The sequence below is a fragment of the Streptomyces sp. Ag82_O1-12 genome, assembly GCF_900182715.1.
Classification (GTDB): Bacteria; Actinomycetota; Actinomycetes; order Streptomycetales; family Streptomycetaceae; genus Streptomyces; species Streptomyces massasporeus.
The window spans coordinates 6,390,361-6,415,246 of the sequence record NZ_FXUW01000001.1 but is presented as its reverse complement, the minus strand read 5'-3'; the positions used below and the strand labels follow the sequence as shown (position 1 = coordinate 6,415,246).

Annotated in this window: 21 protein-coding genes; 7 read left to right on the top strand and 14 right to left on the bottom strand. The window is 71.9% G+C overall.

All coding sequences use genetic code 11. The annotated features are described in order from the left end of the window. Window positions 1–250: 250 nt before the first annotated feature. From QOL88_RS29430 to QOL88_RS29420, 3 genes are all read right to left on the bottom strand, one after another. Window positions 251–976: a GNAT family N-acetyltransferase gene (locus QOL88_RS29430; protein WP_097221312.1), complete on the bottom strand. Its 726-nt coding sequence runs from the start codon at window positions 974–976 to the stop codon at window positions 251–253. Between the two features lie 84 nt (window positions 977–1,060). Further along, on the bottom strand, window positions 1,061–3,049 hold the full coding sequence (locus QOL88_RS29425) for an IucA/IucC family protein (RefSeq protein ID WP_179878994.1): 1,989 nt from the start codon (window positions 3,047–3,049) through the stop codon (window positions 1,061–1,063). A gap of 236 nt (window positions 3,050–3,285) precedes the next feature. Further along, window positions 3,286–4,740: an aminotransferase class III-fold pyridoxal phosphate-dependent enzyme gene (locus QOL88_RS29420; protein ID WP_097221311.1), complete on the bottom strand. Its 1,455-nt coding sequence runs from the start codon at window positions 4,738–4,740 to the stop codon at window positions 3,286–3,288. A gap of 347 nt (window positions 4,741–5,087) precedes the next feature. Between QOL88_RS29420 and QOL88_RS29415 the strand changes: the two genes are divergently transcribed. Beyond that, window positions 5,088–6,311: a trypsin-like serine peptidase gene (locus QOL88_RS29415; RefSeq protein ID WP_097221310.1), complete on the top strand. Its 1,224-nt coding sequence runs from the start codon at window positions 5,088–5,090 to the stop codon at window positions 6,309–6,311. Window positions 6,312–6,570: 259 nt separating this feature from the next. Next, window positions 6,571–7,770, top strand: coding sequence for a trypsin-like serine peptidase (locus QOL88_RS29410; RefSeq protein WP_097221309.1), 1,200 nt, complete (start codon window positions 6,571–6,573; stop codon window positions 7,768–7,770). A gap of 79 nt (window positions 7,771–7,849) precedes the next feature. Here the strand turns inward: QOL88_RS29410 and hflX are convergent, their stop codons facing one another. The 6 genes from hflX to miaA all read right to left on the bottom strand — a co-directional run bounded on the left by hflX (window position 7,850) and on the right by miaA (window position 16,274). Continuing rightward, window positions 7,850–9,343: a GTPase HflX gene (hflX, locus tag QOL88_RS29405; protein WP_097221308.1), complete on the bottom strand. Its 1,494-nt coding sequence runs from the start codon at window positions 9,341–9,343 to the stop codon at window positions 7,850–7,852. Window positions 9,344–9,469: 126 nt separating this feature from the next. After that, on the bottom strand, window positions 9,470–11,107 hold the full coding sequence (locus QOL88_RS29400) for a M1 family metallopeptidase (protein WP_257027920.1): 1,638 nt from the start codon (window positions 11,105–11,107) through the stop codon (window positions 9,470–9,472). A 231-nt stretch (window positions 11,108–11,338) separates the two neighbouring features. Further along, window positions 11,339–13,516, bottom strand: coding sequence for a RelA/SpoT family protein (locus QOL88_RS29395; protein WP_097221307.1), 2,178 nt, complete (start codon window positions 13,514–13,516; stop codon window positions 11,339–11,341). A gap of 297 nt (window positions 13,517–13,813) precedes the next feature. Beyond that, complete coding sequence (gene dapF, locus QOL88_RS29390; RefSeq protein WP_097221306.1) at window positions 13,814–14,686, bottom strand: diaminopimelate epimerase; 873 nt, start codon at window positions 14,684–14,686, stop codon at window positions 13,814–13,816. A gap of 28 nt (window positions 14,687–14,714) precedes the next feature. Further along, window positions 14,715–15,227 (bottom strand): hypothetical protein, encoded by a 513-nt coding sequence (locus QOL88_RS29385; RefSeq protein WP_097221305.1) that lies wholly within the window; start codon window positions 15,225–15,227, stop codon window positions 14,715–14,717. 108 nt (window positions 15,228–15,335) lie between these two features. Continuing rightward, a complete protein-coding gene (gene miaA / locus QOL88_RS29380; protein ID WP_097221304.1) occupies window positions 15,336–16,274 on the bottom strand; it encodes a tRNA (adenosine(37)-N6)-dimethylallyltransferase MiaA in 939 nt (312 codons plus the stop codon). Window positions 16,275–16,456: 182 nt separating this feature from the next. On the opposite strand from miaA, the gene QOL88_RS29375 reads away from it, so the two are divergent. Further along, complete coding sequence (locus QOL88_RS29375; protein WP_097221303.1) at window positions 16,457–16,735, top strand: hypothetical protein; 279 nt, start codon at window positions 16,457–16,459, stop codon at window positions 16,733–16,735. A 26-nt stretch (window positions 16,736–16,761) separates the two neighbouring features. Continuing rightward, window positions 16,762–17,124, top strand: a complete 363-nt coding sequence (locus tag QOL88_RS29370; RefSeq protein ID WP_097221302.1) for an antitoxin — start codon at window positions 16,762–16,764, stop codon at window positions 17,122–17,124. A gap of 174 nt (window positions 17,125–17,298) precedes the next feature. Here the strand turns inward: QOL88_RS29370 and QOL88_RS29365 are convergent, their stop codons facing one another. The 4 genes from QOL88_RS29365 to QOL88_RS29350 all read right to left on the bottom strand — a co-directional run bounded on the left by QOL88_RS29365 (window position 17,299) and on the right by QOL88_RS29350 (window position 21,370). Then, on the bottom strand, window positions 17,299–18,012 hold the full coding sequence (locus QOL88_RS29365) for a class III extradiol dioxygenase subunit B-like domain-containing protein (RefSeq protein WP_097221301.1): 714 nt from the start codon (window positions 18,010–18,012) through the stop codon (window positions 17,299–17,301). Window positions 18,013–18,076: 64 nt separating this feature from the next. Continuing rightward, window positions 18,077–19,591, bottom strand: coding sequence for a tRNA (N6-isopentenyl adenosine(37)-C2)-methylthiotransferase MiaB (miaB, locus tag QOL88_RS29360; protein WP_097221300.1), 1,515 nt, complete (start codon window positions 19,589–19,591; stop codon window positions 18,077–18,079). 64 nt (window positions 19,592–19,655) lie between these two features. Then, entirely contained in the window at window positions 19,656–20,309 is a 654-nt protein-coding gene (locus QOL88_RS29355; protein ID WP_097221299.1) for a response regulator, read from the bottom strand. Then, window positions 20,309–21,370, bottom strand: a complete 1,062-nt coding sequence (locus tag QOL88_RS29350; RefSeq protein ID WP_097221298.1) for a sensor histidine kinase — start codon at window positions 21,368–21,370, stop codon at window positions 20,309–20,311. The genes QOL88_RS29355 and QOL88_RS29350 overlap by 1 nt, the downstream gene beginning before the upstream one ends. Before the next feature lie 138 nt (window positions 21,371–21,508). Between QOL88_RS29350 and QOL88_RS29345 the strand changes: the two genes are divergently transcribed. Both QOL88_RS29345 and QOL88_RS29340 read left to right on the top strand, forming a co-directional pair. Next, complete coding sequence (locus QOL88_RS29345) at window positions 21,509–21,994, top strand: cation:proton antiporter regulatory subunit (protein WP_031103500.1); 486 nt, start codon at window positions 21,509–21,511, stop codon at window positions 21,992–21,994. Window positions 21,995–21,998: 4 nt separating this feature from the next. After that, complete coding sequence (locus QOL88_RS29340; RefSeq protein ID WP_097221297.1) at window positions 21,999–23,216, top strand: cation:proton antiporter; 1,218 nt, start codon at window positions 21,999–22,001, stop codon at window positions 23,214–23,216. Between the two features lie 135 nt (window positions 23,217–23,351). Here the strand turns inward: QOL88_RS29340 and QOL88_RS29335 are convergent, their stop codons facing one another. Further along, on the bottom strand, window positions 23,352–23,759 hold the full coding sequence (locus QOL88_RS29335) for a pyrophosphohydrolase domain-containing protein (RefSeq protein ID WP_030853323.1): 408 nt from the start codon (window positions 23,757–23,759) through the stop codon (window positions 23,352–23,354). A gap of 97 nt (window positions 23,760–23,856) precedes the next feature. On the opposite strand from QOL88_RS29335, the gene QOL88_RS29330 reads away from it, so the two are divergent. Then, on the top strand, window positions 23,857–24,858 hold the full coding sequence (locus tag QOL88_RS29330; protein ID WP_097221296.1) for a TAXI family TRAP transporter solute-binding subunit: 1,002 nt from the start codon (window positions 23,857–23,859) through the stop codon (window positions 24,856–24,858). The last annotated feature ends 28 nt before the right edge of the window (window positions 24,859–24,886 follow it).

Below are 24,886 nucleotides of genomic sequence, written 5' to 3'. Positions count from 1 at the left end.
TGACAAACGGGCGATCAAGGCGGGGACGGGGGACGGGATCAAGACCGTGGGCTCCTCGGTGAGGTGGTGGGGGTCCCTGGGCGGGCCGATCGGCCACGGGGACGAGGCCGTGGTGGAACTGCGCGAACAAGGTCGTGGCGGAGCTGCGCGAACGAGGTCGTGGCGGAATTGCTCAGAAGTTTTCGCGTGACGGGCGGGAACTGCGGCGGGACGAGCCGCGTTCAATGAGTGATGGGGCGGTGACACAGCGCTACGACAGGTGCCGGAGGGGCCGGTCTCGGACCATGAGGGCGGCCCGCTTGGCGGGCAGGTCGAGCTCGGCGGAGAACCGGAAGCCGGCGGTCAGGAATGCGGCTACGGAGGGGGTGTTGCGAATGTCGGGTTCAGCGATGACACGTGTGCAAGCGGGGCGCTGCGCGAGAACGAGATCGGCCACGGCCCGGAGCAGCAGACCCCCGAGGCCATGCCCACGATGGGCGACCCCACCGACCAGGAGATGGATCCCCGTGTCATGAGGCCGGGCCGGGTAGTGACGGGCCAGCGGGTCCAGATCCGCCCGGTAGATCTCCCAGTAACTCATCGGCCCTCCGCCGAGAACACCGATGCACGGCACGCTGCGCCCGTCGCCGGCGAGCTGGGCCCACAGGTGGTCGTGCGTCACCTCCAGCGGTCCCGCCAGCTCCCAGAACGCCGCGGCGGCGGGGTCGTTCATCCAGCGGCCGATGAGCGGGAGGTCGCGTTCGAGGCACACGGGGACGAGGTGGAACCCTCCTGCGGGTGTGTCGACCGGGCCCCATTCGGCGACGCGGTCGAGGAGGTCGTCACGACGCGGGACGGAGGGAGGGCGTGATGCCGAGCACTCCCCGGAGGCTCTGCCGGGATCCGGGGAGTCGGATCGGGGCCCGGCACCGCAGGCCACGTCGGCCAGGCCAGGGAGGGTGACACCAGTTTCGGCGGTCGGCTCGGCGGGAGGCACCGAACGCTCCTCTCATGAAGGGGTGGGGCATGTCCTCAGGGAGGAAGGAGGCAGATCAACAGTGGTCAGGGGCGATCAAGGCGCTCAGGAGTGCAGGGGGTTGGCGATGGTGACGTAGACAGACTGGGTGTCGACCGGGCCGACGAGTTCGTCGAGGCCGTGCAGCCGGGTCAGCAGGTTGGCTTTGCAGCGCAGGACGGGTGAGTCGAGCAATCGGGCCGGCAGCGAGGTGCGCAGCGGGGCCGGGCCGGAGGCGACGTCCCGCAGGAAGCGGCGGAAGGCGGCGAGCAGCAGCCGTTCGTCCGCCAGCCCCTGGGCGCCGAACGCGCCGATGAGACCGAGCACGTTGTTGATCGCCAGGTAGTACGCGAGCCGCTCGTCGGCGACCTCGTCACGGACGAACGTGTCGCTCCGTTCTCCGATGCCGGGCAGCCGGGCGTCGAGCTCCGCACGCCGGGACTCCCTGAAGTAATAGCCCTGGTTGTCGCGGTAACGACCACCCGTGGGCCAGCCGTCGGGGTCCAGCAGGAGCAGGGTGTTCTGCTGGTGCGCTTCCAGGGCGATGCCGGCCTCGCCGTCCAGCCAGAGGACGGGACGCACCACGTGCGCGAGGTAGCGCAGGAACCACTCGGCGGCGACAGCTCCGCGGGGCCGGCCGGTACAGCGGGCGAGACGGGTGACGACCTCGGCCAGCCGGGACCGCAGGGCCGGGCCGTGCTTCTCCGAACCCCCCGGTGCACCCTCCAGCGAGGTCGGGGAGCACGGGCGCGGCGAGAGGAGTCCTGCGACGCAGGAGACGTCGTCGGAGGGGCTGAACGGGTTGTGGCGGATCACCACGTCCAGTCCGGGCACCGGGACGCCGTCGGGAGTGTCCACGGCGAGCCAGGCCGGGTCCCGGACGATGTCGAAGCCAGGGTGCACGGCCCGCCACTGCTGGGCGAGGCCGCTGCGGAGCAGACGGTGGACCTCGACGCCGCGGTGGAGTTCCTTGCGGAGGTTGTCGCGGCGGGAGTTGGTGATGCGCAGGCCCAGCGAGAGCTTGAGCATCGCGGGGGCGTGGGTTCGGTAGACGGTTCGCACGGAGGAGGTGGGGTGCCAGGGAGGGCCGTGGGTGCCGAGGTCACGGAGCAGCCCGGCGTCCAGAAGGGCAGCGGTTTCCGCACGGTGACGGATCTCGTGTGCCTGCCAGGGGTGGAGGGGCAGGAGGGCGTACCCGTCGGGCTGCGCCGGTGCGGTCCCGGCGAGGCGGGCGGTGAGCCGGGGCGCGGCGACAGGGCGCCCGCGTTCGGTCCAGGAGGAATCGGTGGCGAGAACGGAGGGAGCGACAGCCATCCAGTGCAGAGGGAAGGAGCCGTGCAACTCGGGTGAGTACAGCAGCGCTTCGGCGTCGGAGAGGCCTTCGCGGCTCTTCGGGCTCGGGTGCAGGGGGTGTCCGAGGACGAGTGCCTGTTCCGCGGACAGGAAGAGGTCGGGGCCGTCGGCAGGGGCTTCCCGGCGGGCGGTGACGAAACCGGCGACCCGGCGGAGGGAGTCGGCAACGCCCGCGACGAGCCCGGCGCCGTCCGCGAAGCCGGCGGTGGCGGGGCTGGGGGCGCCCTTGGGAAGGGAGTCGTGAGCGGATCCGTTACCGGAGCCGTCTGAGGGCGTCTCCCTCGTGAACAGGGCGGCGATCGTGACGGCGTCGGCCGGTGGGGCATGGTCGGGTGCGTCGGCGAGACGAGGAGGACCGAAGCGGTGCCAGCCCGTCGGGGACCAGTAGCGGACCGGCGCGAGGAGAGCCGTGCCACTGGCGGAAAGGGGGATGCGCAGCACGCCGTCTGCCGGGGCCGGCTGGTCGGTCTCGCGCGCCCAGCAGCGGAGCAGATTCTCCACGGCGGCGGCCTGGGCGACGGTGTGCGGGTCGGGATGCTCCAGGGGGTCGCCGTCCGGGCCTTCGCTCAGCCCCTGGACGGGTTTCGCGACCGGCCGCTGGTGAGGGATCCGCGGGTTCGGTGACGTCCCCGGCGGCCAGGCGCCGACGGAGCCGTGTCCAGGCGTCGGGGTGGGGTCGTCGGGGTGGGGGGTGGCATTCACGACAGGTACCTCATGGGGTGGTTCGGATCATGCGGGTGGGGGCGGCGGGCCGAGGAGCTCCACTCCGCTCGGCGCGGCCCGAGGGGGCGCGATGTCGCGCAGCGGGCGGGCGGGAGTACAGGCCGGGCATAGGGCGCGTGGGCGCTGGGTCGCCCGACGCGCGACGGTTTGGCTGGTGGCCCGGCACCCACGCCCGGCCAGGGCGTGGGCTCCCACGCCACTGGCGCTCGCCGCGTTCACGGTGTGGCTGCCGTGCCACCCCCTCGGCACCGGGCCGCTTCCCGGACCGCGTCGGCGAGGCGGTCCAGTACGGCCGCCGCCTGTTCGTCGGTGATGGTCAGAGGAGGGAGCAGTTGCACGACGCTCGCGCGAGGGCCGCCGAGTCCGACGATGAGGCCGCGCCGCAGGCACTCCCGCTGGATCGCGGCAGCCAGTTCGGGGGCGGCGGGGAGCGGCCGGCGTCCACTGCCGGGCACCCACGACGCCGCCGCGACACCTTCCACAGCCCCGGGACCGCCAGTGAAGCCGGGCTCCCCCTCCTCGTCCGGATCCACCAGCTCGACCCCGATCATCAGTCCCCTCCCCCGCACATCCCCTACACACGCGAAATCGGAGGCCAGTTGCCGGAGTTGACTCAGCAGGCGCGCACCCAGGGTCGCCGCGCGGTCGGCGAGGGCGTTCTCGCGGACGTGGGCGAGGGTCGCGGTGCCGGCGGCCATGGCGAGCTGGTTACCGGGGAAGGCGTCGGCGGGGTGGCCGGGTTCCCGGGTGACGAGGTCGTCGCGGTAGACGACGACGGCCAGCGGCAGGCTGCCGCCGATGGCGTTGGAGAGGACCATCACGTCGGGGGTCACGCCGCTGTGCTCCACGGCCCAGAAGGCGCCGGTCCGGCCCACGCCCGTCTGGATCTCGTCGACGATCAGCGGGACGGACCGGTCGGCGGTGAGCTGCCGCATGCGCCGCAGCCAGGAGTCCGGTGCGGGGATCACGCCGCCCTCGCCCTGGACCGGCTCGACGAGCATCCCGGCGGGCAGCGGCACCCAGGACCCCGCGTCGTCGAGGAGGGACTCCGTCCAGCGGGAGGCGAGGTCGGCCCCGTGCTCGCCCCCGACGCCGAACGGGCAGCGGTAGTCCTGCGGGTAGGGCAGGCGGGCCACCCGCGCGTCATGGGTGTTCGCGGACGGGGCGTCGAGGACTCCGGCGGTACCACCGCGACCGGCTCCGGTGAACGTCAGGAGGCCGCTCCGTCCGGTCGCCGTGCGTGCCAGCGCCCAGGCGGTCTCCACGGCTTCGCTGCCGGCCGGTCCGCAGAACCGCACCCGCGCCCGCGCGGCGAGGCCCGGCGGAAGGGTACGCAGCAGCTCGTCGAGGAAGGCGTCCTTGACGGGTGTCGCCAGGTCGAGGGCGTTCAGGGGTGCGCCGGAGTCGAGGACCTTGCGGATGGCCTCCAGGACGACCGGGTGGTTGTGGCCCAGAGCGAGTGTGCCAGCGCCGGAGAGGCAGTCCAGGTAACGGCGGCCGTCCGCGCCCTCGATGGTCAGTCCCCGGGCGCGCACCGGAACGATCGGCAGGGCACGGGCGTAGGTCCGGGCGGCGGGTTCGCGTGCGCCTTGGCGGCGCGGGGCTCCCTCGGGCGTGGAGCGCGGGGCGGGGGCAGCGTGGTCGACGGCCCCGCCGGGGGCGGATTTCACCTGCGTACACCCCACAGTGGCCTCCTCTGACGCATGACCCCCATCGGTGGATTCCGCCACGGCTTCCAAGACCTCCCACTGGGCACGGGCACAGAGGACCGCATCCAGACAGCAGGCCCCCCATCCGCTACCAACCCCGGATCACTCACGGGGTTACGGGTTGCCTCAAGATCCTTTCCGTGACGGAACTGTTGCGGATCCGTCGGATCGCCCCCACAGCCACCGCATAGTGTGTGGTGCCGTTCCCGGACACCGTGAGGTCGCCCCGAAGTTCCCGCGAGACAGCGGGAATCGGGGGCGAAGCGCCGGTTCGTCCACGTTCGTTCCGTACCAGGGGGAGTCAGATCATGCGATCCACACGACCGTCGTCCCATACCGGCCGAGGAGGGAGGGCGCGCCGCGGGAACTCCCCCGTGCTGGCCGCGGTGGCCCTCGCCTCGGCGCTCGTGCTGACCGCCACCGCCTGCGAGTCGGGCGACGCCACGGCGGACGGTGAGGCCTCCGCGTCGGCCACCGCCTCCGACGACGGCAAGCTCAGGATCCCGGACGACATCAGGGACCGGCTCCGCGAGCAAGGGATCGACGTCGACAAGTGGAAGAACGGCGCCTGGAAGAACTGGGACCGGGACGACTGGCTGCGCGAGGCGAACGAGTACATCAACCCGATCATCGAAGGGCTCTGGAACCCGGACCGCATGCGGGAGGCCGAGGAGCCCGACCAGGGCGTCGACGACAGCGACCTCTCCGGTGACCAGGGCGTGACCGACCCGACGCCCGAGCCGGTCGAGGCGCAGGCCGTGCCGCCGTCCTACCACGCCAACGCCCCCACGGCGGGGAAGGTGTTCTTCGACTCCCCCGAGGGCTCGGCGGTCTGCTCGGCGACCGTCGTGAAGGACCCGGCGCACCCGGGCAAGTCCAACCTCGTGTGGACGGCGGGCCACTGCGTGCACGCGGGCAAGAAGGGCGGCTGGTACCGCAACATAGCGTTCGTGCCGTCGTACAACGACGACGGCAAGCCGGTGGCGGAACTGGAGAACGCCACCCGCGAGGACGTCGCTCCCTACGGTGTCTGGTGGGGCGACTGGGCGCAGACCTCGGACCAGTGGATCGAGCAGGGCGGTTCGACGGGCGGTGACGGTGCGCCGTACGACTTCGCGGTCATCCATGTGACGCCGGAGAAGGGCAGCGGCGGCAAGTCGCTGGAGGAGATGGTCGGTTCGGCGCTGCCGGTCGACTTCAAGGCGCCTGCGGTGCCGCAGGTGAAGAGCGTCACGGCGATCGGCTACCCGGCCGCGCCGCCCTACGACGGGCAGAAGCTGTTCCGCTGCCAGGACCGGCCCGGGCGGCTGTCGGTCACCGCGTCGGATCCGACGATGTACCGCATCGGCTGCACCATGACCGGCGGTTCGAGCGGCGGTGGCTGGGTCGCGACCGGTTCGGACGGCAAGCCGGCGCTGGTGTCCAACACCTCGATCGGCCCGGTGACGTCGGGCTGGCTGGCCGGACCGCGCCTGGGCGACGTGGCGAAGGGTGTGTACGACTCGGTCAGCAAGAAGTACGCCAACCGCTGACCGGCCGCTGAATCGCGCTGCCGGTGGGACGGCGCACCCCGGGCGGCTTCCTCACGAGGCCCGGCCCGGGGGCTCTCGGAAACCTTCACCGCCCCACCCCGGTAGCCCCTCAACTCCACGGGCATAGTGGGGAGTCGCGCGGAAGCACCGGCGCCGCACCATGACATGGACACGCGGCGCCCCCGCACCGACGCACCAGCACCAGCACCAGCACCAGCACCAGCACCACATACGTACGCACAACGGGGGTCATCGCACCATGCGTTCCACTCGTACGCCCGCATCCAGGCGTGGGCGGCGCACCGCCCTCGCGGCCACCGGGCTCGTCGCCGCCCTGGCGCTCACCGCGACCGCCTGCAACGGCTCCGAGGACTCGGCGAGCGACAAGCCCGACGCCGGCAGTTCCCAGGCCGCCGCGGACGGCGGCAAGGTCAAGATCCCGGCCGATCTCGCGGGCAGGCTCAAGGAGCACGGGATCGACGTCGACCGCTGGAAGGACGGCGGCTGGAAGGACTGGGACAAGGACAAGTGGCTCAGTGACGCCAAGGACTTCGTCAACCCGGTGATCGAGGGCCTCTGGAAGCCGGAGCGGATGCGGTCCGCCGACGAGGCCGACAAGACGGTCACGACGAAGGACGCGTCGGCCGGCCAGGGGGTCAGCGACCCGGACCCGGCGCCTGTCCGGGCACAGGCCGAGAAGACGCCGTACCACCGCAACGCGGCACCGGTCGGCAAGGTCTTCTTCGACTCCCCCGACGGCCCGGCCGTCTGCTCCGGCACGGTCGTCAAGGACGTGAACCACCCGGGCAAGTCCAACCTGGTCTGGACGGCGGGCCACTGCGTGCACGCCGGCGGCAACGGCGGCTGGTACCGCAACATCGTCTTCGTACCGGCCTACAACGACCTCGGCAAGTCCGAGGCGGAGCTGAGCAACGCGAACCAGAGCGAGATCGCCCCGTACGGCAACTGGTGGGCGAACTGGGCCTCCACGTCGAACCAGTGGATCCAGGGCGGTTCGGAGACCGGTGGCGACGGAGCCGCGTACGACTACGCGGTGCTGCACGTGAAGCCGGAGCAGGGCGCGAAGTCCCTGGAGGAGACGGTCGGCGCCGCGCTGGACGTGGACTTCTCCGCCCCGTCCGCGGCCGAGGCCCGCAAGATGGGCGCCTGGGGCTACCCGGCCGCACCGCCGTACAACGGCGAGAAGATGTTCAAGTGCGTCGACGTGCCGGGCCGGTTCTCGCTCAGCCCGTCCCTGCCGACGATGTACCGCATCGGCTGCGACATGACCGGCGGTTCGTCCGGTGGCGGCTGGTTCCGGGTCCTGAACGGCAAGTCGGTGCTGGTCTCCAACACCTCGATCGGCCCGGCCGACAACTCGTGGCTGGCCGGTCCGCAGCTGGGCCGGGACGCCGAGGCGCTCTACCAGAACATGAGCAAGACGTACGGCGGTCAGTGACCCGCACATGCTGAAGGCCCGCCCCCCTGACAGGGGGCGGGCCTTCTCGCGTCGCACGAGACGCGGGCCAGGCTCGGGCTCAGAGCGCAGGCGTCGGAACGTACGGCATGAGTTCCGCCGCCAGCTCCTCGTGGACCCGCACCTTGAGCAGGGTGCCCTCCGGGGTGTGCTCCTCGGAGATCACCTCGCCCTCGTCGTGGGCACGGGCGACCAGCTTGCCGTGCGTGTACGGCACGAGCGCCTCGATCTCGACCGACGGGCGCGGCAGCTCGTTGTCGATGAGCGCGAGCAGCTCCTCGATGCCCAGGCCGGTGCGGGCCGAGACGGCGATGGACCGCTTCTCGACGCGCAGCAGCCGCTGGAGCGTCAGCGGGTCGGCCGCGTCGGCCTTGTTGATCACGACGATCTCGGGCACGTCGGTGGCGCCGACGTCCCGGACCACCTCGCGCACGGCTGCCAGCTGCTCCTCCGGGAACGGGTGCGAACCGTCGACCACGTGCAGGATCAGGTCGGACTCGCCGACCTCCTCCATCGTGGAGCGGAACGCCTCGACCAGGTGGTGGGGCAGGTGGCGTACGAACCCGACCGTGTCGGTCAGCGTGTACAGCCGCCCGCTCGGGGTCTCGGCCCGGCGCACGGTCGGGTCGAGGGTCGCGAACAGGGCGTTCTCCACCAGCACGCCCGCGCCCGTGAGGCGGTTGAGCAGCGAGGACTTGCCGGCGTTGGTGTAGCCCGCGATGGCCACGGACGGCACCTTGTGGCGCTTGCGCTCCTGGCGCTTGATCTCGCGGCCGGTCTTCATCTCCGCGATCTCCCGGCGCATCTTCGCCATCTTCTCGCGGATCCGGCGCCGGTCCGTCTCGATCTTGGTCTCACCGGGACCACGGGTGGCGAGGCCGCCGCCCTTGCCACCGCCCATCTGCCGGGACAGCGACTGACCCCAGCCGCGCAGTCGCGGCAGCATGTACTGCATCTGCGCGAGAGCGACCTGCGCCTTGCCCTCTCGGGACTTGGCGTGCTGGGCGAAGATGTCCAGGATCAGGGCCGTCCGGTCGATGACCTTGACCTTGACGACGTCCTCGAGGTGGATCAGCTGGCCGGGGCTGAGCTCACCGTCGCAGATGACGGTGTCCGCGCCCGTCTCGACGACGATGTCACGCAGTTCCTCGGCCTTGCCGGAGCCGATGTAGGTGGCCGCGTCGGGCTTGTCGCGGCGTTGGGTGACTCCGTCGAGCACCAGCGCGCCGGCCGTCTCGGCGAGGGCGGCGAGCTCCGCGAGGGAGTTCTCCGCGTCCTGCACGGTTCCCGAGGTCCAGACGCCGACGAGGACGACCCGCTCCAGGCGGAGCTGGCGGTACTCGACCTCGGTGACGTCCTCGAGCTCGGTGGAGAGGCCCACCACACGGCGCAGGGCCGCACGGTCGGAGCGGTCGAACTGGTCGCCGTCCCGGTCTCCGTCGATCTCGTGGCTCCAGGCGACGTCCTCTTCCATCAGGGCATCGGCCCGAAAACCCTCGGGGTGGCTGTGCGCGAAGCGCTTGGAGTCCTGGGAAAAGGAAGAAGAGGAGGTCATTGGATCCTTACGTAGGTCGGAAACCGTTCATTGTCTGCAACGCACGGGCGGGCCGGGAGATTCCCGGCGTTCCGTGCCGCGCCGACCTGAAGATGGTCGCACGGCACGGGGCGTCTCGTCACCGTGTTATCGGGCGGGCGTCATCGCCGGCCGGGCCTGCTTCTCGGGAGCCTTCGGCCTTTCCGCGGGGGCATCTGGCTTCGCCGCCGAAACCTTCGGCCTCCCCGCAGAAGCCTCCGGCTTGCCCGCCGGGACCTTCGGCCTCCCCGCAAGAGCATCCGGCTTCCCGGCGAGAGCCTTCGGCTTCCAGTCCGGGTGCCCCGGCATCGGCGGGGTCTTCTCGCCGTACAGCCAGCCCTGGAAGAAGCCGTCCAGGTCGCGCCCGGCGATCTCGGCGGCCAGCCGGACGAAGTCCTCCGTCGTGGCCGTGTCGTCCTGGTGGCGGCCGAACCAGGCGCGTTCCAGGCGTTCGAAGGCCGGGCGGCCGATCTCCTCGCGCAGGGCGTACAGGACGAGCGCGGCGCCGTCGTAGACGTTGGGCCGGAAGATGCTGGTCTTGCGGCCGGGGTCGGGTGCCTTGGGGGCGGCGGGCGGTCCGCCGGCGGCGCGCCAGCGGTCGGAGGAGGCGTAGGCGGCCTTCATCCGGTCCCGCATCGGCTTGTCGGCCTGCTCCTCGGCGTACAGCGCCTCGTACCAGGTGGCGTGCCCCTCGTTGAGCCACAGGTCGGACCAGGTGCGGGGGCCGACGCTGTTGCCGAACCACTGGTGGGCCAGCTCGTGGACCATGATCGACTCGACGTACCACGGCGGGTAGACGGGATCGGTGAAGAGTTCCCGTTCGAAGAGGGAGAGGGTCTGGGTCTCCAGTTCGAAGCCGGTGGAGGCGTCGGCCATGAGCAGGCCGTACGTCTCGAAGGGGTAGCGGCCGACCTTGCTCTCCATCCAGGCGATCTGGCCGGGGGTCTTCTCCAGCCAGGGTTCGAGCGCCTTGCGGTGCTCGGTCGGGACGACGTCCCGTACGGGCAGCCCGTGCGGGCCGGTGCGGTGCAGCACCGTGGAGCGGCCGATGGAGACCTGGGTGAGCTCGGTGGCCATGGGGTGCTGGCTGCGGTAGGTCCAGGTCGTGGACCCGCCGGACTTCTCCACTCCGGCGGGCAGGCCGTTGGCGACGGCCGTGTGACCGTCGGGTGCGGTGACCCGGATGGTGAACATCGCCTTGTCGGAGGGGTGGTCGTTGCACGGGTAGACCATGTGCGCGGCGTCGGCCTGGTTGGCCATGGCGAGGCCGTCCGCGGTGCGCACCCAGCCGCCCTCGCGGTCCTTGACGGGCACGGGATCACTGGTGTGCCGCACGGTGATCCGCATCCAGTTGCCGTCCGACACGGAGTCCTCGGGCGTGATCACCAGGTCCTCGCCGGCGGTGCGGAACTCGGCGGGGTCGCCGTCGACCTCGACCGACTCGACGGTGCCGTGGGCGAAGTCCAGGTTGACGCGGTCCAGGTCGGCGGTCGTCCAGGCGTCGATGGTGGTGACGGCCCGCAGCGGTTCGCTGTTGTTGCCCGGATAGGTGAACGAGAGGTCGTACGACGCCACGTCGTAGCCCGGGTTGCCGAGGTACGGGAAGAGTCGGTCGCCGACGCCGAGCGGAACCACGGGGGCGCTCGCGGCGACGAGGCAGACGGAGATCGCCGAGGTGAGCAGGACGGCGGCGGTGCGGCGCCGCCGGGTGGGGGTGGTGGCCTGGCTGTGGGGGGTCAGGAGCATGCCCCACGGCTATCAGCGCGCGGGTGAGCCGCGGGGACGGCGCGCTTTCGTCCCACCCGAACCGGGGACCGGAGCCTGCGCCGGGTGCCGTCCCGGTCGCGGCGTGAGGCCGCCGGGACCGGGGCTCGCACCGCCCTGGGGCGTCACCGCAAGCCCGGCCCCGGCCATCCCGGCAGGGCCGTGCGGGGCGAGCCCGGCGGCTTGACACCGCCGTGCGCAGGCCCTGGCCGGTCAGCCGCCCTGTGGCTGCGGCTGGGCCCGGCTGACGTCGTACACCCCGGCCACATTGCGCATCGCGCGCATCAGGGCGGGCAGATGGCCGGCGTCCGGGAGCTGCACGGTGTAGGTGTGCCGCACCTGCTGCTGGGTCGGCGGCTCGACGGTCGCCGAGACGATCTCGGCGCCCTCGGAGGCCATGGCCTCGGTGAGGTCGGCCAGCAGATGGGGGCGGACGAACGATTCGGCCACCAGCGTGACCCGGCACTCGGCGGTCTCCCCCCAGCGCACGCCGACCTCCGCACGCCCCCCGTCCTTCATGCGCGCCACCGCGGCGCACTCCACGCGGTGCACGGTGACCGCTCCTCCGCGTACCGCGAAGCCGGTGATCGCGTCGGGCGGTACGGGCGTGCAACAGCGGGCGAGCCGGACGGTCGCGCCGGGCAGGTCGGCGAGGACATGGCCGGTGCCGGGGCGGTCGGCGGGCTGCTCCGGGGCCGCGTCCGGGTCGGGTACGTCGACGGGCCGCACGGCCGGCCGGTCCCCGGCGATCCGCGCCTCGCTCTGCTGCTGGGACTCCGCCTGCGCCGGATGGGCGGTCAGCCACCGCTGGATGGCGATCCGGGCCGCGGGGGTGTGGGCGTGCTCCAGCCACTCCCGGGACGGCTCCGACGCCGCGTCCTGGCCCATGAGGAGCTGAACGGTGTCGCCGTCCCTCAGCACGGTGCTCAGCGTCGCCAGGCGGCCGTTCACCCGGGCCCCGATACAGGCGTGCGCGTCCTCGCCGTACTGCGCGTACGCGGCGTCCACGCAGGTCGCGCCCTCGGGCAGGCCGAGGGTGCCGCCGTCGGGACGGAAGACGGTGATCTCGCGGTCCTGGGCGAGGTCCTCGCGCAGGGTCGACCAGAAGTGGTCGGGGTCGGGTGCCGCCTCCTGCCAGTCGAGGAGCCGGGAGAGCCAGCCGGGTCGGGTGGGGTCGACGCGTTCGCCGTCGGCCGGGTCCTCGGGGGCCGGTGCGTACGGGTTGCCGAGGGCGACGACACCGGCCTCGGCGACCTTGTGCATCTGGTGCGTGCGGATCAGGACCTCGACGACCTGGCCGTCCTCGCGCGCCACGGCCGTGTGCAGCGACTGGTACAGGTTGAACTTCGGTACGGCGATGAAGTCCTTGAACTCCGAGACCACCGGCTTCATACAGGTGTGCAGTTCGCCCAGGACGCCGTAGCAGTCGGCGTCCTCGTTCACCAGCACCAGGACGCGGCCGAAATCGGAGCCGCGCAGCCGGCCGCGTTTGCGGGAGACGCGGTGCACCGAGACGAAGTGGCGGGGCCGGATGAGGACTTCGGCCGTGATGTCCGCCTCGCGCAGCACCCCGCGCACCTCGTCCGCGACCTCGGCGAGCGGATCGTCCGCGCGGGCCGCGTTGCGGACGATCAACTCCCTGGTGCGCGCGTACTCCTCGGGATGCAGGATCGCGAAGACCAGGTCTTCCAGTTCGGTCTTGAGCGCCTGGACGCCGAGCCGTTCGGCGAGCGGGATGAGCACGTCACGTGTCACCTTGGCGATGCGCTCCTGTTTCTCGGGGCGCATGACGCCGAGGGTGCGCATGTTGTGCAGCCGGTCGGCGAGTTTGATCGACATGACACGGACGTCGTTGCCGGTGGCGACGAGCATCTTGCGGAAGGTCTCGGACTCGGCGGCGGCGCCGTAGTCGACCTTCTCCAGTTTGGTGACGCCGTCGACGAGGTAGCGGACCTCCTCGCCGAACTGGTCGCGTACCTGGTCGAGCGTCACGTCCGTGTCCTCGACGGTGTCGTGCAGCAGGGACGCGGTCAACGTCGTGGTCTCGGCGCCGAGTTCGGCGAGGATCAGGGTCACCGCGAGCGGGTGCGTGATGTACGGCTCGCCGCTCTTGCGCATCTGGCCGCGGTGCGAGGACTCGGCCAGGACGTAGGCGTGACGCAGGGGTTCGAGGTCCGCGTCGGGGTGATGGGCGCGGTGGGCCTCGACGACATGGCTGATGGCGTCGGGCAGCCGGCCGCGGGCGGCGGGGCCGAGCAGGGCCGCGCGGCCGAGGCGGCGCAGGTCGATCCGGGGGCGGGCCTTTCTGCGGGGGGCTGTCGGCGTCACCTGTCCTGACACCGCGCCCGGCATCGGGCCTGGGGTCACGGAATTCGTGGCCTCCGCACTCATGGGCACCTCCGGCTGCGTCAACCGGCGGACGGGGTGCCCCAGAGCGGACACGGCTCAGGGAGCGGCTTCGGTCCCCCGTCCGGGCCGGTGCTTGATGCTACCGAGCCCACCACGCCCGACTGACCGCCTCTCGCCGAGCGTGAAACTGATCACCCATTCGAGGGATGAATGTGAGGTTTGTACCCCCCTACGCCGCCACTCTTACGACGTGGTTCCCGCCAAGTGGCCGGATATCAACGGTGGTTTCGGATCGGGTGGCCGAAGCCGGGCGGATGTTTCAGGACGCCCCGATGTCGCTCACGCGGTGGTGGCGGTTTCCAGCCAGTCCGCGTCGATCTCGCCCTCGGCCACGATCACGGCCGGGCCGGTCATCTCGATCTCGCCGTCGGGCCGCTCGGTGATCACCAAGGTGCCGCCCGGGAGGTCGACGGTGTAGGTCGCGGGGACGCCTGTGGTCGTCGGGTCGGCGCCGTCGCGGCGGGCGGCGGCCACGGCGACCGCGCACGCGCCCGTGCCGCACGAGCGGGTCTCACCGGAGCCGCGCTCGTGCACGCGCAGCGCGACGTGCCCGGGGCCGCGGTCGACCACGAACTCCACGTTCACACCGTCCGGGTACGCGGCGGCCGGGCTGAAGGGCGGCGGGGAGAGCAGATCACCGGCGTGCGAGAGATCGTCCACGAAAGCCACGGCGTGCGGGTTGCCCATGTTGACGTTCCGTGCGGGCCAGCTGCGCTCGCCGACACTCACCGTCACGTCGCCCTCGGGGAGCACCGCCCGCCCCATGCCCACGGTCACGTCACCGTCCTTGGCGATGTGCACGGTCTTCACTCCCCCGCGCGTGGCGACCGCGAGGTCTCCCTCGGTCACGTGACCGGCGCGCTGGAGGTAGCGCGCGAACACCCGCACGCCGTTGCCGCACATCTCCGCGACCGAGCCGTCGCCGTTGCGGTAATCCATGAACCACTCCGCCTCGGCCGCCATGCCCATGGCCTCCGGGTGGGCGACGGACCGCACGACGTGCAGCAGCCCGTCACCGCCGATGCCGGCGCGGCGGTCGCACAGGGCGGCGACGGCGGCCGGGGGCAGGTCGATGGCGTTCTCGGGGTCCGGGACGATCACGAAGTCGTTCTCGGTGCCGTGCCCCTTGAGGAAGGCGATCCGCGTGCTCATGCCTCGATCGTAACGGGGCACGCATCCGTTACCGGAGTCGTGCCACCCGCCACACGGCGAGGACCACCACGACGGCCACGACCAGGGCGTACGCGAGGGCGACCCGCCAGTCGGGTCTGCGGCCGGAGCCGCGGGCCGGCAGGCCCGGCCAGGTGTAGCCGACGCGGCGGGCGGCCATCATGCCCCAGCCGGCCGCGCAGGAGCAGATCAGCAGGCCCAGCATGGCGATGACGGCACCGCTGTCGCCGAAGTCGAAGGCGAGCGGGAAGGCGAACATCAGGGAGCCGAGTGCCGCGAGGCTCACGATGGGAGCCAGCTGCCAGATGCGGAGCCGGCGCTGCGGGCGCAGCTCGACCTCGACCTCGTCGGCGAACATCTCGCCGGGCTCCGGGCCGTCGTCCGTCACGCCCTGCGTCTCGTCGGGCCCGTCGGAGCTGAGGTGGTCCGTCTCCTGCTCCGGTGCGTCCCCGCGCCCCGTATCATCCCGCTCGGCGGTGATGTGATCGGTGCTTCGTGCGGTGTCGCGAGGGCCGGCCTCCATCGCCACGCGCCCTCCCAACTAGGACTCAACTCGGTCGATCGAAGCTCGATGATGGCACGCCGCCGAAGGAGCGGATGACGGCCTGAGCGTCCCGATGCCATGACGTGATCAGGCTGTAACCGGTCGTTCGACCAAGGACAGCGCGAGCTGCGGAAGTTCCGTGCGATCGGCCGCCGCCCCACTCAACCAGTGCACCCGCGGGTCGCGCCTGAACCATGAATCCTGGCGGCGCGCGAAGCGCTTGGTGGCACGCACGGTCTCGGTCCGCGCTTCCTCGAGGGTGCACTCCCCGGCGAGCGCCGCGAGCACCTGCTGGTAGCCGAGCGCGCGCGAGGCCGTACGCCCTTCACGCAACCCCTGCGCCTGAAGTGCGCTCACCTCGTCCACGAGGCCGGCGTCCCACATCCGGTCGACCCGGCGCGCGATGCGCTCGTCCAGCTCGGGACGGGCCACGTCGACGCCGATCTGGAGGGTGTCGTACACCGAGTCGTGGCCGGGGAGGTTGGCCGTGAAGGGCCTGCCGGTGATCTCGATCACCTCAAGGGCGCGGACGACCCGGCGGCCGTTGCTCGGCAGGATGGCGCGGGCGGCCTCGGGGTCGGCGGCGGCCAGGCGGGCGTGCAGCGCTCCGGAGCCGCGCAGCGTGAGTTCCTCCTCCAGACGGGCGCGGACCTCTGGGTCGGTGCCGGGGAACTCCAGGTTGTCGACGGCCCCGCGCACGTAGAGTCCCGAGCCGCCGACCAGGATCGGCCAGCGGCCCTCGGCGAGCAGCGCCTCGATGCGCTCCCGGGCCAGACGCTGGTACTCGGCGACGGAGGCCGTGACGGTCACGTCCCAGATGTCCAGCAGGTGGTGGGGGACACCGTCGCGCTCCTCGGGCGTCAGCTTGGCGGTGCCGATGTCCATCCCTCGGTAGAGCTGCATGGAGTCGGCGTTGACGACTTCACCGCCGAGACGCTGGGCCAGGAATACGCCCAGATCGGACTTTCCGGCCGCAGTTGGTCCGACGACGGCGATGACGCGGGGGGCGGGGGGTGCACTGCTCACCGCCCCAGTCTCGCAAACCTCGACCACCGGTCTCGAACGAGTTACGTGACGCGACGGCCGCGGGTTCGTTGCCCGTTGCGAGGTTCCTGCCGCCGGATCGCAGAGGCGGTGGCCTGGGCCGCGCAAATTGACGCACCGGGCAACGCGGGATTTCGCCCGCACGAGTAACGTATGGAGTGGATATGGGCGTTTTTGCACGACTTCTCCGGCGGTCGAAGGCCACGGCGGAGACGCCTGCGGCCGAGGCTCAGACCGACACGGCGAAGGCCGGGCCCGAGACGGAGGCGGCCGAGGCCGTGGAGACGAAGGGCACCGGCGGAGCGGAGGAACCGGCGGAGCCGACCGCCGAGGCCACCTCCGAGGCTTCCAAGTCCACCGAGTCCGAGGGTGTCGACATCCCCAAGCAGCAATCCACCGAGAAGGCGGCAGACAACGAGGCCGGCGAGGGTGCTCGTACCTGACCGTCCTGCGCGAGGGAAGGTGAGTCATGGGTCTCATGGACGACGTGAAAGCCAAGCTGGGCCCGGCCAGGGGCAAGGTCTCGGACCTCGCACAGCGGCACGAGGGCAAGATCCACCACGGTCTGGACAAGGCCGCGCAGGCCGTCGACAAGACGACCAAGGGCAAGTACAGCGACAGGATCCAGTCGGGCACGGGCCGGGCGAAGGACGCCATGGGCCGACTCACGCACCATGACGACACCAGACCGGACATGGGCGGCACGACGACCCCCGGCACGGATGCCAGGACGACGCCCGGCACGACGAGGCCGCCCGGCACCGGCCGGACGGCTCCGCCGCGGGACGGGGGCGGCACTCCACATCCGGAGGCACCACCGCCCACCTCCTGAGCGCGCATCGGCGCAGCAGGTTCCGTGCGCACAGCAGCAGGTCCAATGCGCACGGCAGCAGGGTTCATGCGCACATCGGCACACTGAAGGGCACATCGGCGGACGGCCGCGGAGCACGGGGGCTCCCGGCCGTCCGCCGTTTCCCGCGCCCGTGTCCGTGCCTCGCCGCCCGGTCTACGACCAGGCTGCGACGACGTATCCCACGCCGTACGGCGCGTCCTCGTACAGCAGTGAGCCGCCGAGGTCCGCGCCGTCGGCCGCGCCCGCCAGGACCTGCCAGGGGGCCCGGCCGGACACCTTCAGCTCGTGTGCCAGCCCCGTGTCCAGCGTGGTGAGGGCCGCCACGTCCGCCGCGCCGAGCGCGCGTGCGACCTCCGCGTCGAAGGGCGCCGCCCGTTCGTCCAGATAGCCCGGGGCCTTGAGCGTCCGGCACGCGCTCGCGTCGCCCATCACCAGCAGGGCGACCCGCTCGTCCCGGGCGGCGATGTCCCTCCCGGTCCGCGCGCACAGCCCGGGCGGGTACGACTCCCCCACGCCCAGCCCCTCGACCGGAGCGTCGGACCACCCGGTCCGCTCCAGCAGCCAGGCCCCGACCGCCAGCGCGTACGGCAGCCGCTGTTCCGTGTCCGCGCCCTCGCCCGTTCCCAGCCGTACGTCGAGGTCGACGCCGAAGCCCCGGAAGGACCCCGCCGTTCCCTCCGGGTACGCCTCGGGCCCGGCACCGTCCACCGGTCCGACGACCACGAGCCGGCCGGGCCGGGCGGCGGCGAGCACCCCCAGCGCGTCCGTGCAGGCGGCCCGCGCGGCGTCCAGTTCCGGGGCGGCGCCCGCGGCGACCTCGGGGACCAGCAGGGGCGGGCAAGGGCAGACAGCGGCGGCGACAAGCATGATCGGCAGGGTAACTCTCAGGAGCGGGAGCCGCTGCCACCGCTCTGGGCGGCGGCAGCCCGGGTCAGTCGCAGCCGCACCCGCTCGCCACGGCGGGCAGGGGCTCGGGGGCGCCGATCTTCGGCAGGCCCAGCATCACGCCGACGGGCTTGGCCTTCTCGGCCGCGTTGCGCTTCTCCCAGGCGTCGCCCGCGCGCGTGCGGCGCACGCCCAGCACGGGGCCCTCGGCGAGGAGGTGGTGCGGGGCGGCGTAGGTGATCTCGACCGTGACCACGTCGCCGGGACGGACCTCCTCGTCCGGCTTCGAGAAGTGGACGAGGCGGCTGTCGGGGGCGCGGCCGGAGAGGCGGTGGGTGCTGTCGTCCTTGCGGCCCTCGCCCTCGGCGACCATCAGCTCCAGCGTGCGTCCGACCTGCTTCTTGTTCTCCTCCCAGGAGATCTCCTCCTGGAGGGCGACGAGCCGCTCGTAGCGCTCCTGGACGACCTTCTTGGGGATCTGGCCGTCCATCTCGGCGGCCGGGGTGCCGGGCCGCTTCGAGTACTGGAACGTGAAGGCCTGGGCGAAGCGGGCCTCGCGCACCACGTGCAGCGTCTGCTCGAAGTCCTCCTCGGTCTCGCCGGGGAAGCCCACGATGATGTCCGTGCTGATCGCGGCGTGCGGGATGGCGGCGCGGACCTTCTCGATGATGCCGAGGAAGCGCTCCTGGCGGTAGGAGCGGCGCATCGCCTTCAGGACCGGGTCGGATCCGGACTGGAGCGGCATGTGCAGCTGCGGCATCACGTTCGGCGTCTCGGCCATGGCGGCGATGACGTCGTCGGTGAAGTCCCGCGGGTGCGGCGAGGTGAAGCGGACGCGCTCCAGGCCGTCGATCTTCCCGCAGGCGCGCAGCAGCTTGCTGAAGGCCTCGCGGTCGCCGATGTCGGAGCCGTAGGCGTTGACGTTCTGCCCGAGCAGCGTGATCTCGGAGACGCCCTCGGCGACCAAGGCCTCGATCTCGGCGAGGATGTCGCCGGGGCGACGGTCCTTCTCCTTGCCGCGCAGGGCCGGGACGATGCAGAAGGTGCAGGTGTTGTTGCAGCCGACGGAGATGGAGACCCAGGCCGCGTAGGCGCTCTCGCGGCGGGTGGGCAGCGTCGAGGGGAACGCCTCCAGCGACTCGGCGATCTCGACCTGCGCCTCCTCCTGCACGCGGGCGCGCTCCAGCAGGACCGGCAGCTTGCCGATGTTGTGCGTGCCGAAGACGACGTCCACCCAGGGCGCCCTCTTCACGATGGTGTCGCGGTCTTTCTGCGCGAGGCAGCCGCCGACCGCGATCTGCATGCCGGGACGGCTCGCCTTCTTCGGGGCGAGGTGGCCGAGGTTGCCGTACAGCTTGTTGTCGGCGTTCTCCCGCACGGCGCAGGTGTTGAAGACGACGACGTCCGCCCCGTCGGCGCCCTCGGGCGCACGGACGTAGCCCGCGTCCTCCAGCAGTCCGGACAATCGCTCGGAGTCGTGGACGTTCATCTGGCACCCGTAGGTGCGTACCTCGTATGTGCGCGTGCCGCCCACTGACTGGCTCCGGTCGATGCTGCTCATGGGGACAAGGGTAGGCGGTCGGCGAAAGTGGCTCGGCCGCCTGTGGACAACCTCCGCCCCGGGCTCAGGGTTCGATGAGTCCGGCCCTGATCGCGTACCGGGTCAGCTCCAGGCGGTCGCGCATGCCGAGCTTCTGGAGGAGGTTGGCGCGGTGACGCTCGACCGTCTTGGCGCTGATGAAGAGGAGCTCGCCGATCTCCTTCGAGGTGTGGCCCTCGGCGACCAGCTTGAGGATCTCCTCCTCGCGTTCGGTGATGGCCCTCTCCGGCAGGCCGTCACCCCGGTGCAGCCGCTCGAGGTAGGAGCGGACGAGGGCGCGTTCGGCGCCCGGGTAGATGAACGGCTCGTCGCGCACGGCCGCCCGGCAGGCCTCGACCAGGTCGCGGTCGGCGACGGACTTGAGGACGTAGCCGCTCGCCCCGGCCCTGAGCGCCTCGAAGAAGTACTCCTCGTTGTCGTACATGGTCAGGATCAGGATGTGCAGGTCGGGCAGTCGGCGGGAGAGCTCCCGGGCCGCTTGGAGGCCGGTCATGCGGGGCATAGCGACGTCCAGGACGGCGAGGTCGACGGGGGTCTCACGCGCGCGTGCGACGGCCTCGGCGCCGTCCCCGGCCTCGGCCACGACCGTGAGGTCGGGCTCCCCGTCCAGGATGAGGCGCACGCCCCGGCGCACGAGGGTGTGGTCGTCGGCGAGCAGCACGCGGATCGGTGTGGGCATCAGCGGGGTCCTTCGCTCACTGGTTCGCGCACGGCCACCGGTACGCGCAACCGTACGTCGGTGCCCCCGCCCGGCGCTGTCTCCAGGGTCAGGGCGGCACCGATGAGCAGCGCGCGTTCGCGCATGCCCGTGAGGCCGGCGCCCTCGGGGGCGTCGCCGAGGCCGGTGCCGTTGTCGCGTACGAGGAGTTCGACGCCGTCGGGGACCGGCTGGAGGCGGAGTTCGGCGCGGTCGGCGGCGGCGTGCCGGGCGGTGTTGGTCAGGCCCTCCTGGGCGACCCGGTAGACGACGAGTTCCGCTTCGGGGGTCAGGGCGGGGAGCTCGCCGGTGACGTGGTGGCGCACGGTCAGCCCGTGGGTGGTGAACTCGCCGGTGAGCGAGCGCAGGGCGCTGGCCAGCCCGAGTTCCTCCAGTACGCCGGGGCGCAGCCGGCGTGCGATCCGGCGGATCTCGTCCAGGCCGGCCCGGGTCGCCTCCTGCGCCTGGCCCACCTCCTCGCGAAGGTCCTCCGGCGCCAGATCCGCGACCCGCTTGAGCTGGAGGAGGACGGCGGTCAGGGTCTGCCCGACCTCGTCGTGGAGCTCCCGGGCGATCCGGTGCCGTTCGCTCTCCTGCGCGGACAGCGCCCGGGCGGCGCCCGCGGCCCGTTCGGCCTCCAGCCGGTCGAGCATCGTGTTGTACGTCGTGATCAGCCCGGCCGTCTCCGCCGGTCCCGCGACCACCGGCCGGGAGCCCGGACGCAGCAGATCCGCGGTGGCCATGGCCCGGTCCAGCCGTTGCAGGGGCACCAGACCGAAGCGCAGCACGAGCGCGTTGCCGGCGAGCAGCAGCACCAGGCCGCCGAGCAGGACGAGGGCCTCGCCCGCGAGGACGGGGGTGGACACGGTGACAGGGCCGAGCAGCAGCGCCGTGGCCACGACCAGGCCGGCGGCGTTGAGCGAGAAGATCCGCCAGAACAACGACACGCTCCCGGATCCGCTCCTTCCCGCCTTCGCGCAGTGCACCGCCCCGTCCACCCTCTCCGACGAGCGGCCGCTGCGTATATCCGTCACGACACCCATGTCGTCACCGTACGGCCGGATGGGACCATGCGGACTTGGCCCGTCCGGTGATCGACACCGCTCATCAGACCGGCAAAGCGCGACCACGTGCGGCAACGTGCGGAAAAACAACGAACCAGACGAACAAGGGGAAGCAACGTGTCAGCTCCGCGCCTGAGGGCGACGCCACTACCGGGTATCGGGGTCCAGTACGACCTGGAGACCCGGGAGCACCGCCATCTGTCGGTGGTGGCGCACCGCGACGGCACGCGCACGGTGAACGTGTACCGGTCCGACGATCCCGACTCCTGCGCCCAGTCCCTGAAGCTGACCAGCTCGGAGGCGGGATCGCTGATCGACGCGCTGAAGCCGTCCCACCACAGCCCGAGCCTGCTGTACACCACGGACCTGGGGCTGGTCGCCGAGCGGATCGAGGTGGCCGCGACCTCGCGCTGGAACGGGCGGGTGCTGGGCGACATGCGGATGCGGACGGAGACGGGCGCGTCGGTGGTGGCCGTGCTGCGCCGGGCCGAGGCCATCCCGTCGCCCGCGCCGGACTTCCGGCTGGCGGGCGGTGACACGCTGATCGTCGTCGGGACCCGCGAGGGCGTCGACGCGGCCGCGACCATACTCGGGCGGGAGTGAGCCGTTGCACTCCGCGGTTCTGCTCATCGAGTTCGGTTCCATCATTCTCGGCCTCGGCCTGCTCGGCCGGTTCGCCGCCCGGTTCCGGCTCTCCCCGATACCCCTGTACCTGCTGGCCGGTCTGGCTTTCGGTGAGGGCGGTCTGCTGCCGCTGGGCGCGAGCGAGGAGTTCGTCGCCACGGGCGCGGAGATCGGCGTCATCCTGCTGCTGTTGATGCTGGGCCTGGAGTACACGGCGAGCGATCTGGTCTCCAACCTCAAGACCCACTATCCGTCCGGTCTGGTCGACTGCGCCCTCAACGCGCTGCCCGGGGCGGCCGTGGCGCTGCTGCTCGGCTGGGGTCCGGTGGCCGCCGTCGTGCTGGCCGGTGTCACCTGGATCTCGTCGTCCGGCGTGATCGCGAAGGTGCTGGGCGATCTGGGCCGGGTCGGCAACCGGGAGACGCCGGTGATCCTCAGCGTGCTGGTGCTGGAGGACCTGGCGATGGCGGTGTACCTGCCCATCGTCACCGCGCTGGTGGCGGGCGTCGGCCTGATGGCCGGGAGCGTGACCCTGGCGATCGCGCTGGGCGCGGCCGGGCTGGTGCTGTTCCTTGCCGTGCGCTACGGCAGGCTCATCTCGCGGTTCGTCTCCAGCGACGACCCGGAGAAGCTGCTGCTGGTCGTGCTGGGTCTGACGATCCTGGTCGCGGGCGTCGCGCAGCAGCTCCAGGTGTCGGCGGCGGTCGGGGCCTTCCTGGTGGGCATCGCGCTGTCGGGGGAGGTCGCGGAGGGCGCGCACACCCTGCTGAGTCCCTTGCGTGACCTGTTCGCGGCGGTCTTCTTCGTCTTCTTCGGGCTGCACACCGACCCGTCGAGCATCCCGCCCGTCCTGTTGCCCGCCCTCGGACTGGCCGTCCTCACGGCACTGACGAAGATCGCCACCGGGTACTGGGCGGCCCGGCGCGCCGGGATCTCCGTCAAGGGCCGCTGGCGTGCGGGGGGCGCGCTGGTGGCGCGCGGCGAGTTCTCGATCGTCATCGCCGGTCTGGCGGTCTCGGCAGGCATCGAACCGTCCCTCGGCCCCCTGGCCACGGCCTACGTCCTGATCCTGGTGGTGCTGGGCCCGCTCACCGCGCGCTACACCGAGCCGGTGGCTGCGTGGTGGGGGCGACACCGCGAGCCCCGCCGCCCGGAGCCGGCGCCCCGGGCGACCGAGGCCGAGGCACCGGTCGCGGACTGAGAGCAAGGTGGGCGCCGATCGCCGGCAGAGGAGGGTGGGGCACCGATCGCCGACCGAGGAGGGTGGGGCGCCGATCGCCGACCCGAGGAGGGTGGGCCGGGCGGTGCGAGACCGGGACCCCGGACGCTGCCCGGGTCAGGCGCCCCCGCCCGGCGCCCACCCTTGTCTGCGCAGCACCCCCGGCACGTCCGGCGCCTCGTAGTGCTCCCCCTTGAGAACCTTGCCGTCCTCGCGGCGGGAGACCGAGCCGTCGGGGCCGATCTTCGTCATGTTGGAGCGGTGGACCTCGGCGAGCACCGCGTCCAGGTCGATGCCGTGCACCAGGGCGGTGCCGTAGGCGACGTAGACCACGTCCGCCAGCTCGTGGGCGAGCCGGTCGAGCGGGCCCCGCACCGACACCTCCGCCACCTCGGCGGCCTCCTCCGCGAGAAGTTCGCCCCGGTGAGCGGCGAGTTCCGGGGAGACCTCCGTCGGCGTACTGCGGGCGTCCAGCCCGAAGGCGCGGTGGAATTCACGGACCAGGTCGGCGGGCGAAGAGCTCATGGGGGCGAGCGTAGTGGCGGCCACTGACACTCCCCCGCCCCGGCCCTGTGACCCCTGCCCTGGTCAGAGGGGCGCCCCGGCTGGCAGGATCGCCCGCATGTCCAGAACGCTCCCCCGTATCGGCAGGCGCGGGGCCCTGCAGGGCGGCACCGCCGCCCTCGTGGTCCTCGGCCTGCTGCTGTGGTGGCTGCGCCCCTGGGCCGAGGAGCCGCCGAGCGGCACCATCACGTTCAGCACGGGCACCCGCGCCGGGGTCTACCACGAGTACGGGGAACTCCTGCGCACCGAGATCGACAAGGACATGCCCGACCTCAAGGTGCGGCTGCTGACCAGCGCCGGCTCGCAGGAGAACGTCGCCGACGTGGCGACCGGCGAGGCGGACTTCGCCATCGCCGCGGCCGACGCGATCGCCACGTACAAACTCGACAACGCCCCGGGCGCCGACCGGCTGCGGGGCCTCGCCCGCCTCTACGACGACTACGTCCAGCTCGTCGTGCCACCGGACTCGGACATCCGCTCCGTCTCCGACCTGCGGGGCAAGCGCGTGGCCATAGGGCTGCCCAACTCCGGTGTACGGCTGATAGCCAACGGTGTGCTCAGGGCCGCCGGCATCGACCCGGAGAAGGACATCCAGCCGTCCTCGGACGGCATCGACACCGGACCCAAGCGGCTGGGGCACGGCCTCGACGCGTTCTTCTGGTCGGGCGGGCTGCCCACGGACGGGCTGAGCCGGCCGGCCAAGAAGTCGGCATCGGCCTTCCGGTTCGTGCCCATCGACGCCCGGCTCGTGGCCAAGCTGCACGACCAGGGCGGCGCCACGCGCTACTACCGTGCCACCAAGATGCCGGAGTCGGCCTACCCCACCATCCAGCGCGGTCACGCGGTGCCGACCCTGGCGGTGTCCAACGTGCTGCTCACCCGCAGCGACATGGACCCGCGACTCACCGAGTGGCTGACCCGCACGGTGCTCGACAGTCGGGACCTCATCGGCGCGACCGTCCACTCCGCCCAGCTGGTCGACGTCCGCACCGCGATCTACACCGACCCGCTGCAACTGCACGCCGGCGCCCAGCGCTACTACCAGTCGGTCAAGCCGTAGCGGCTCCTGCCCGCAACTCCCGTAGCGC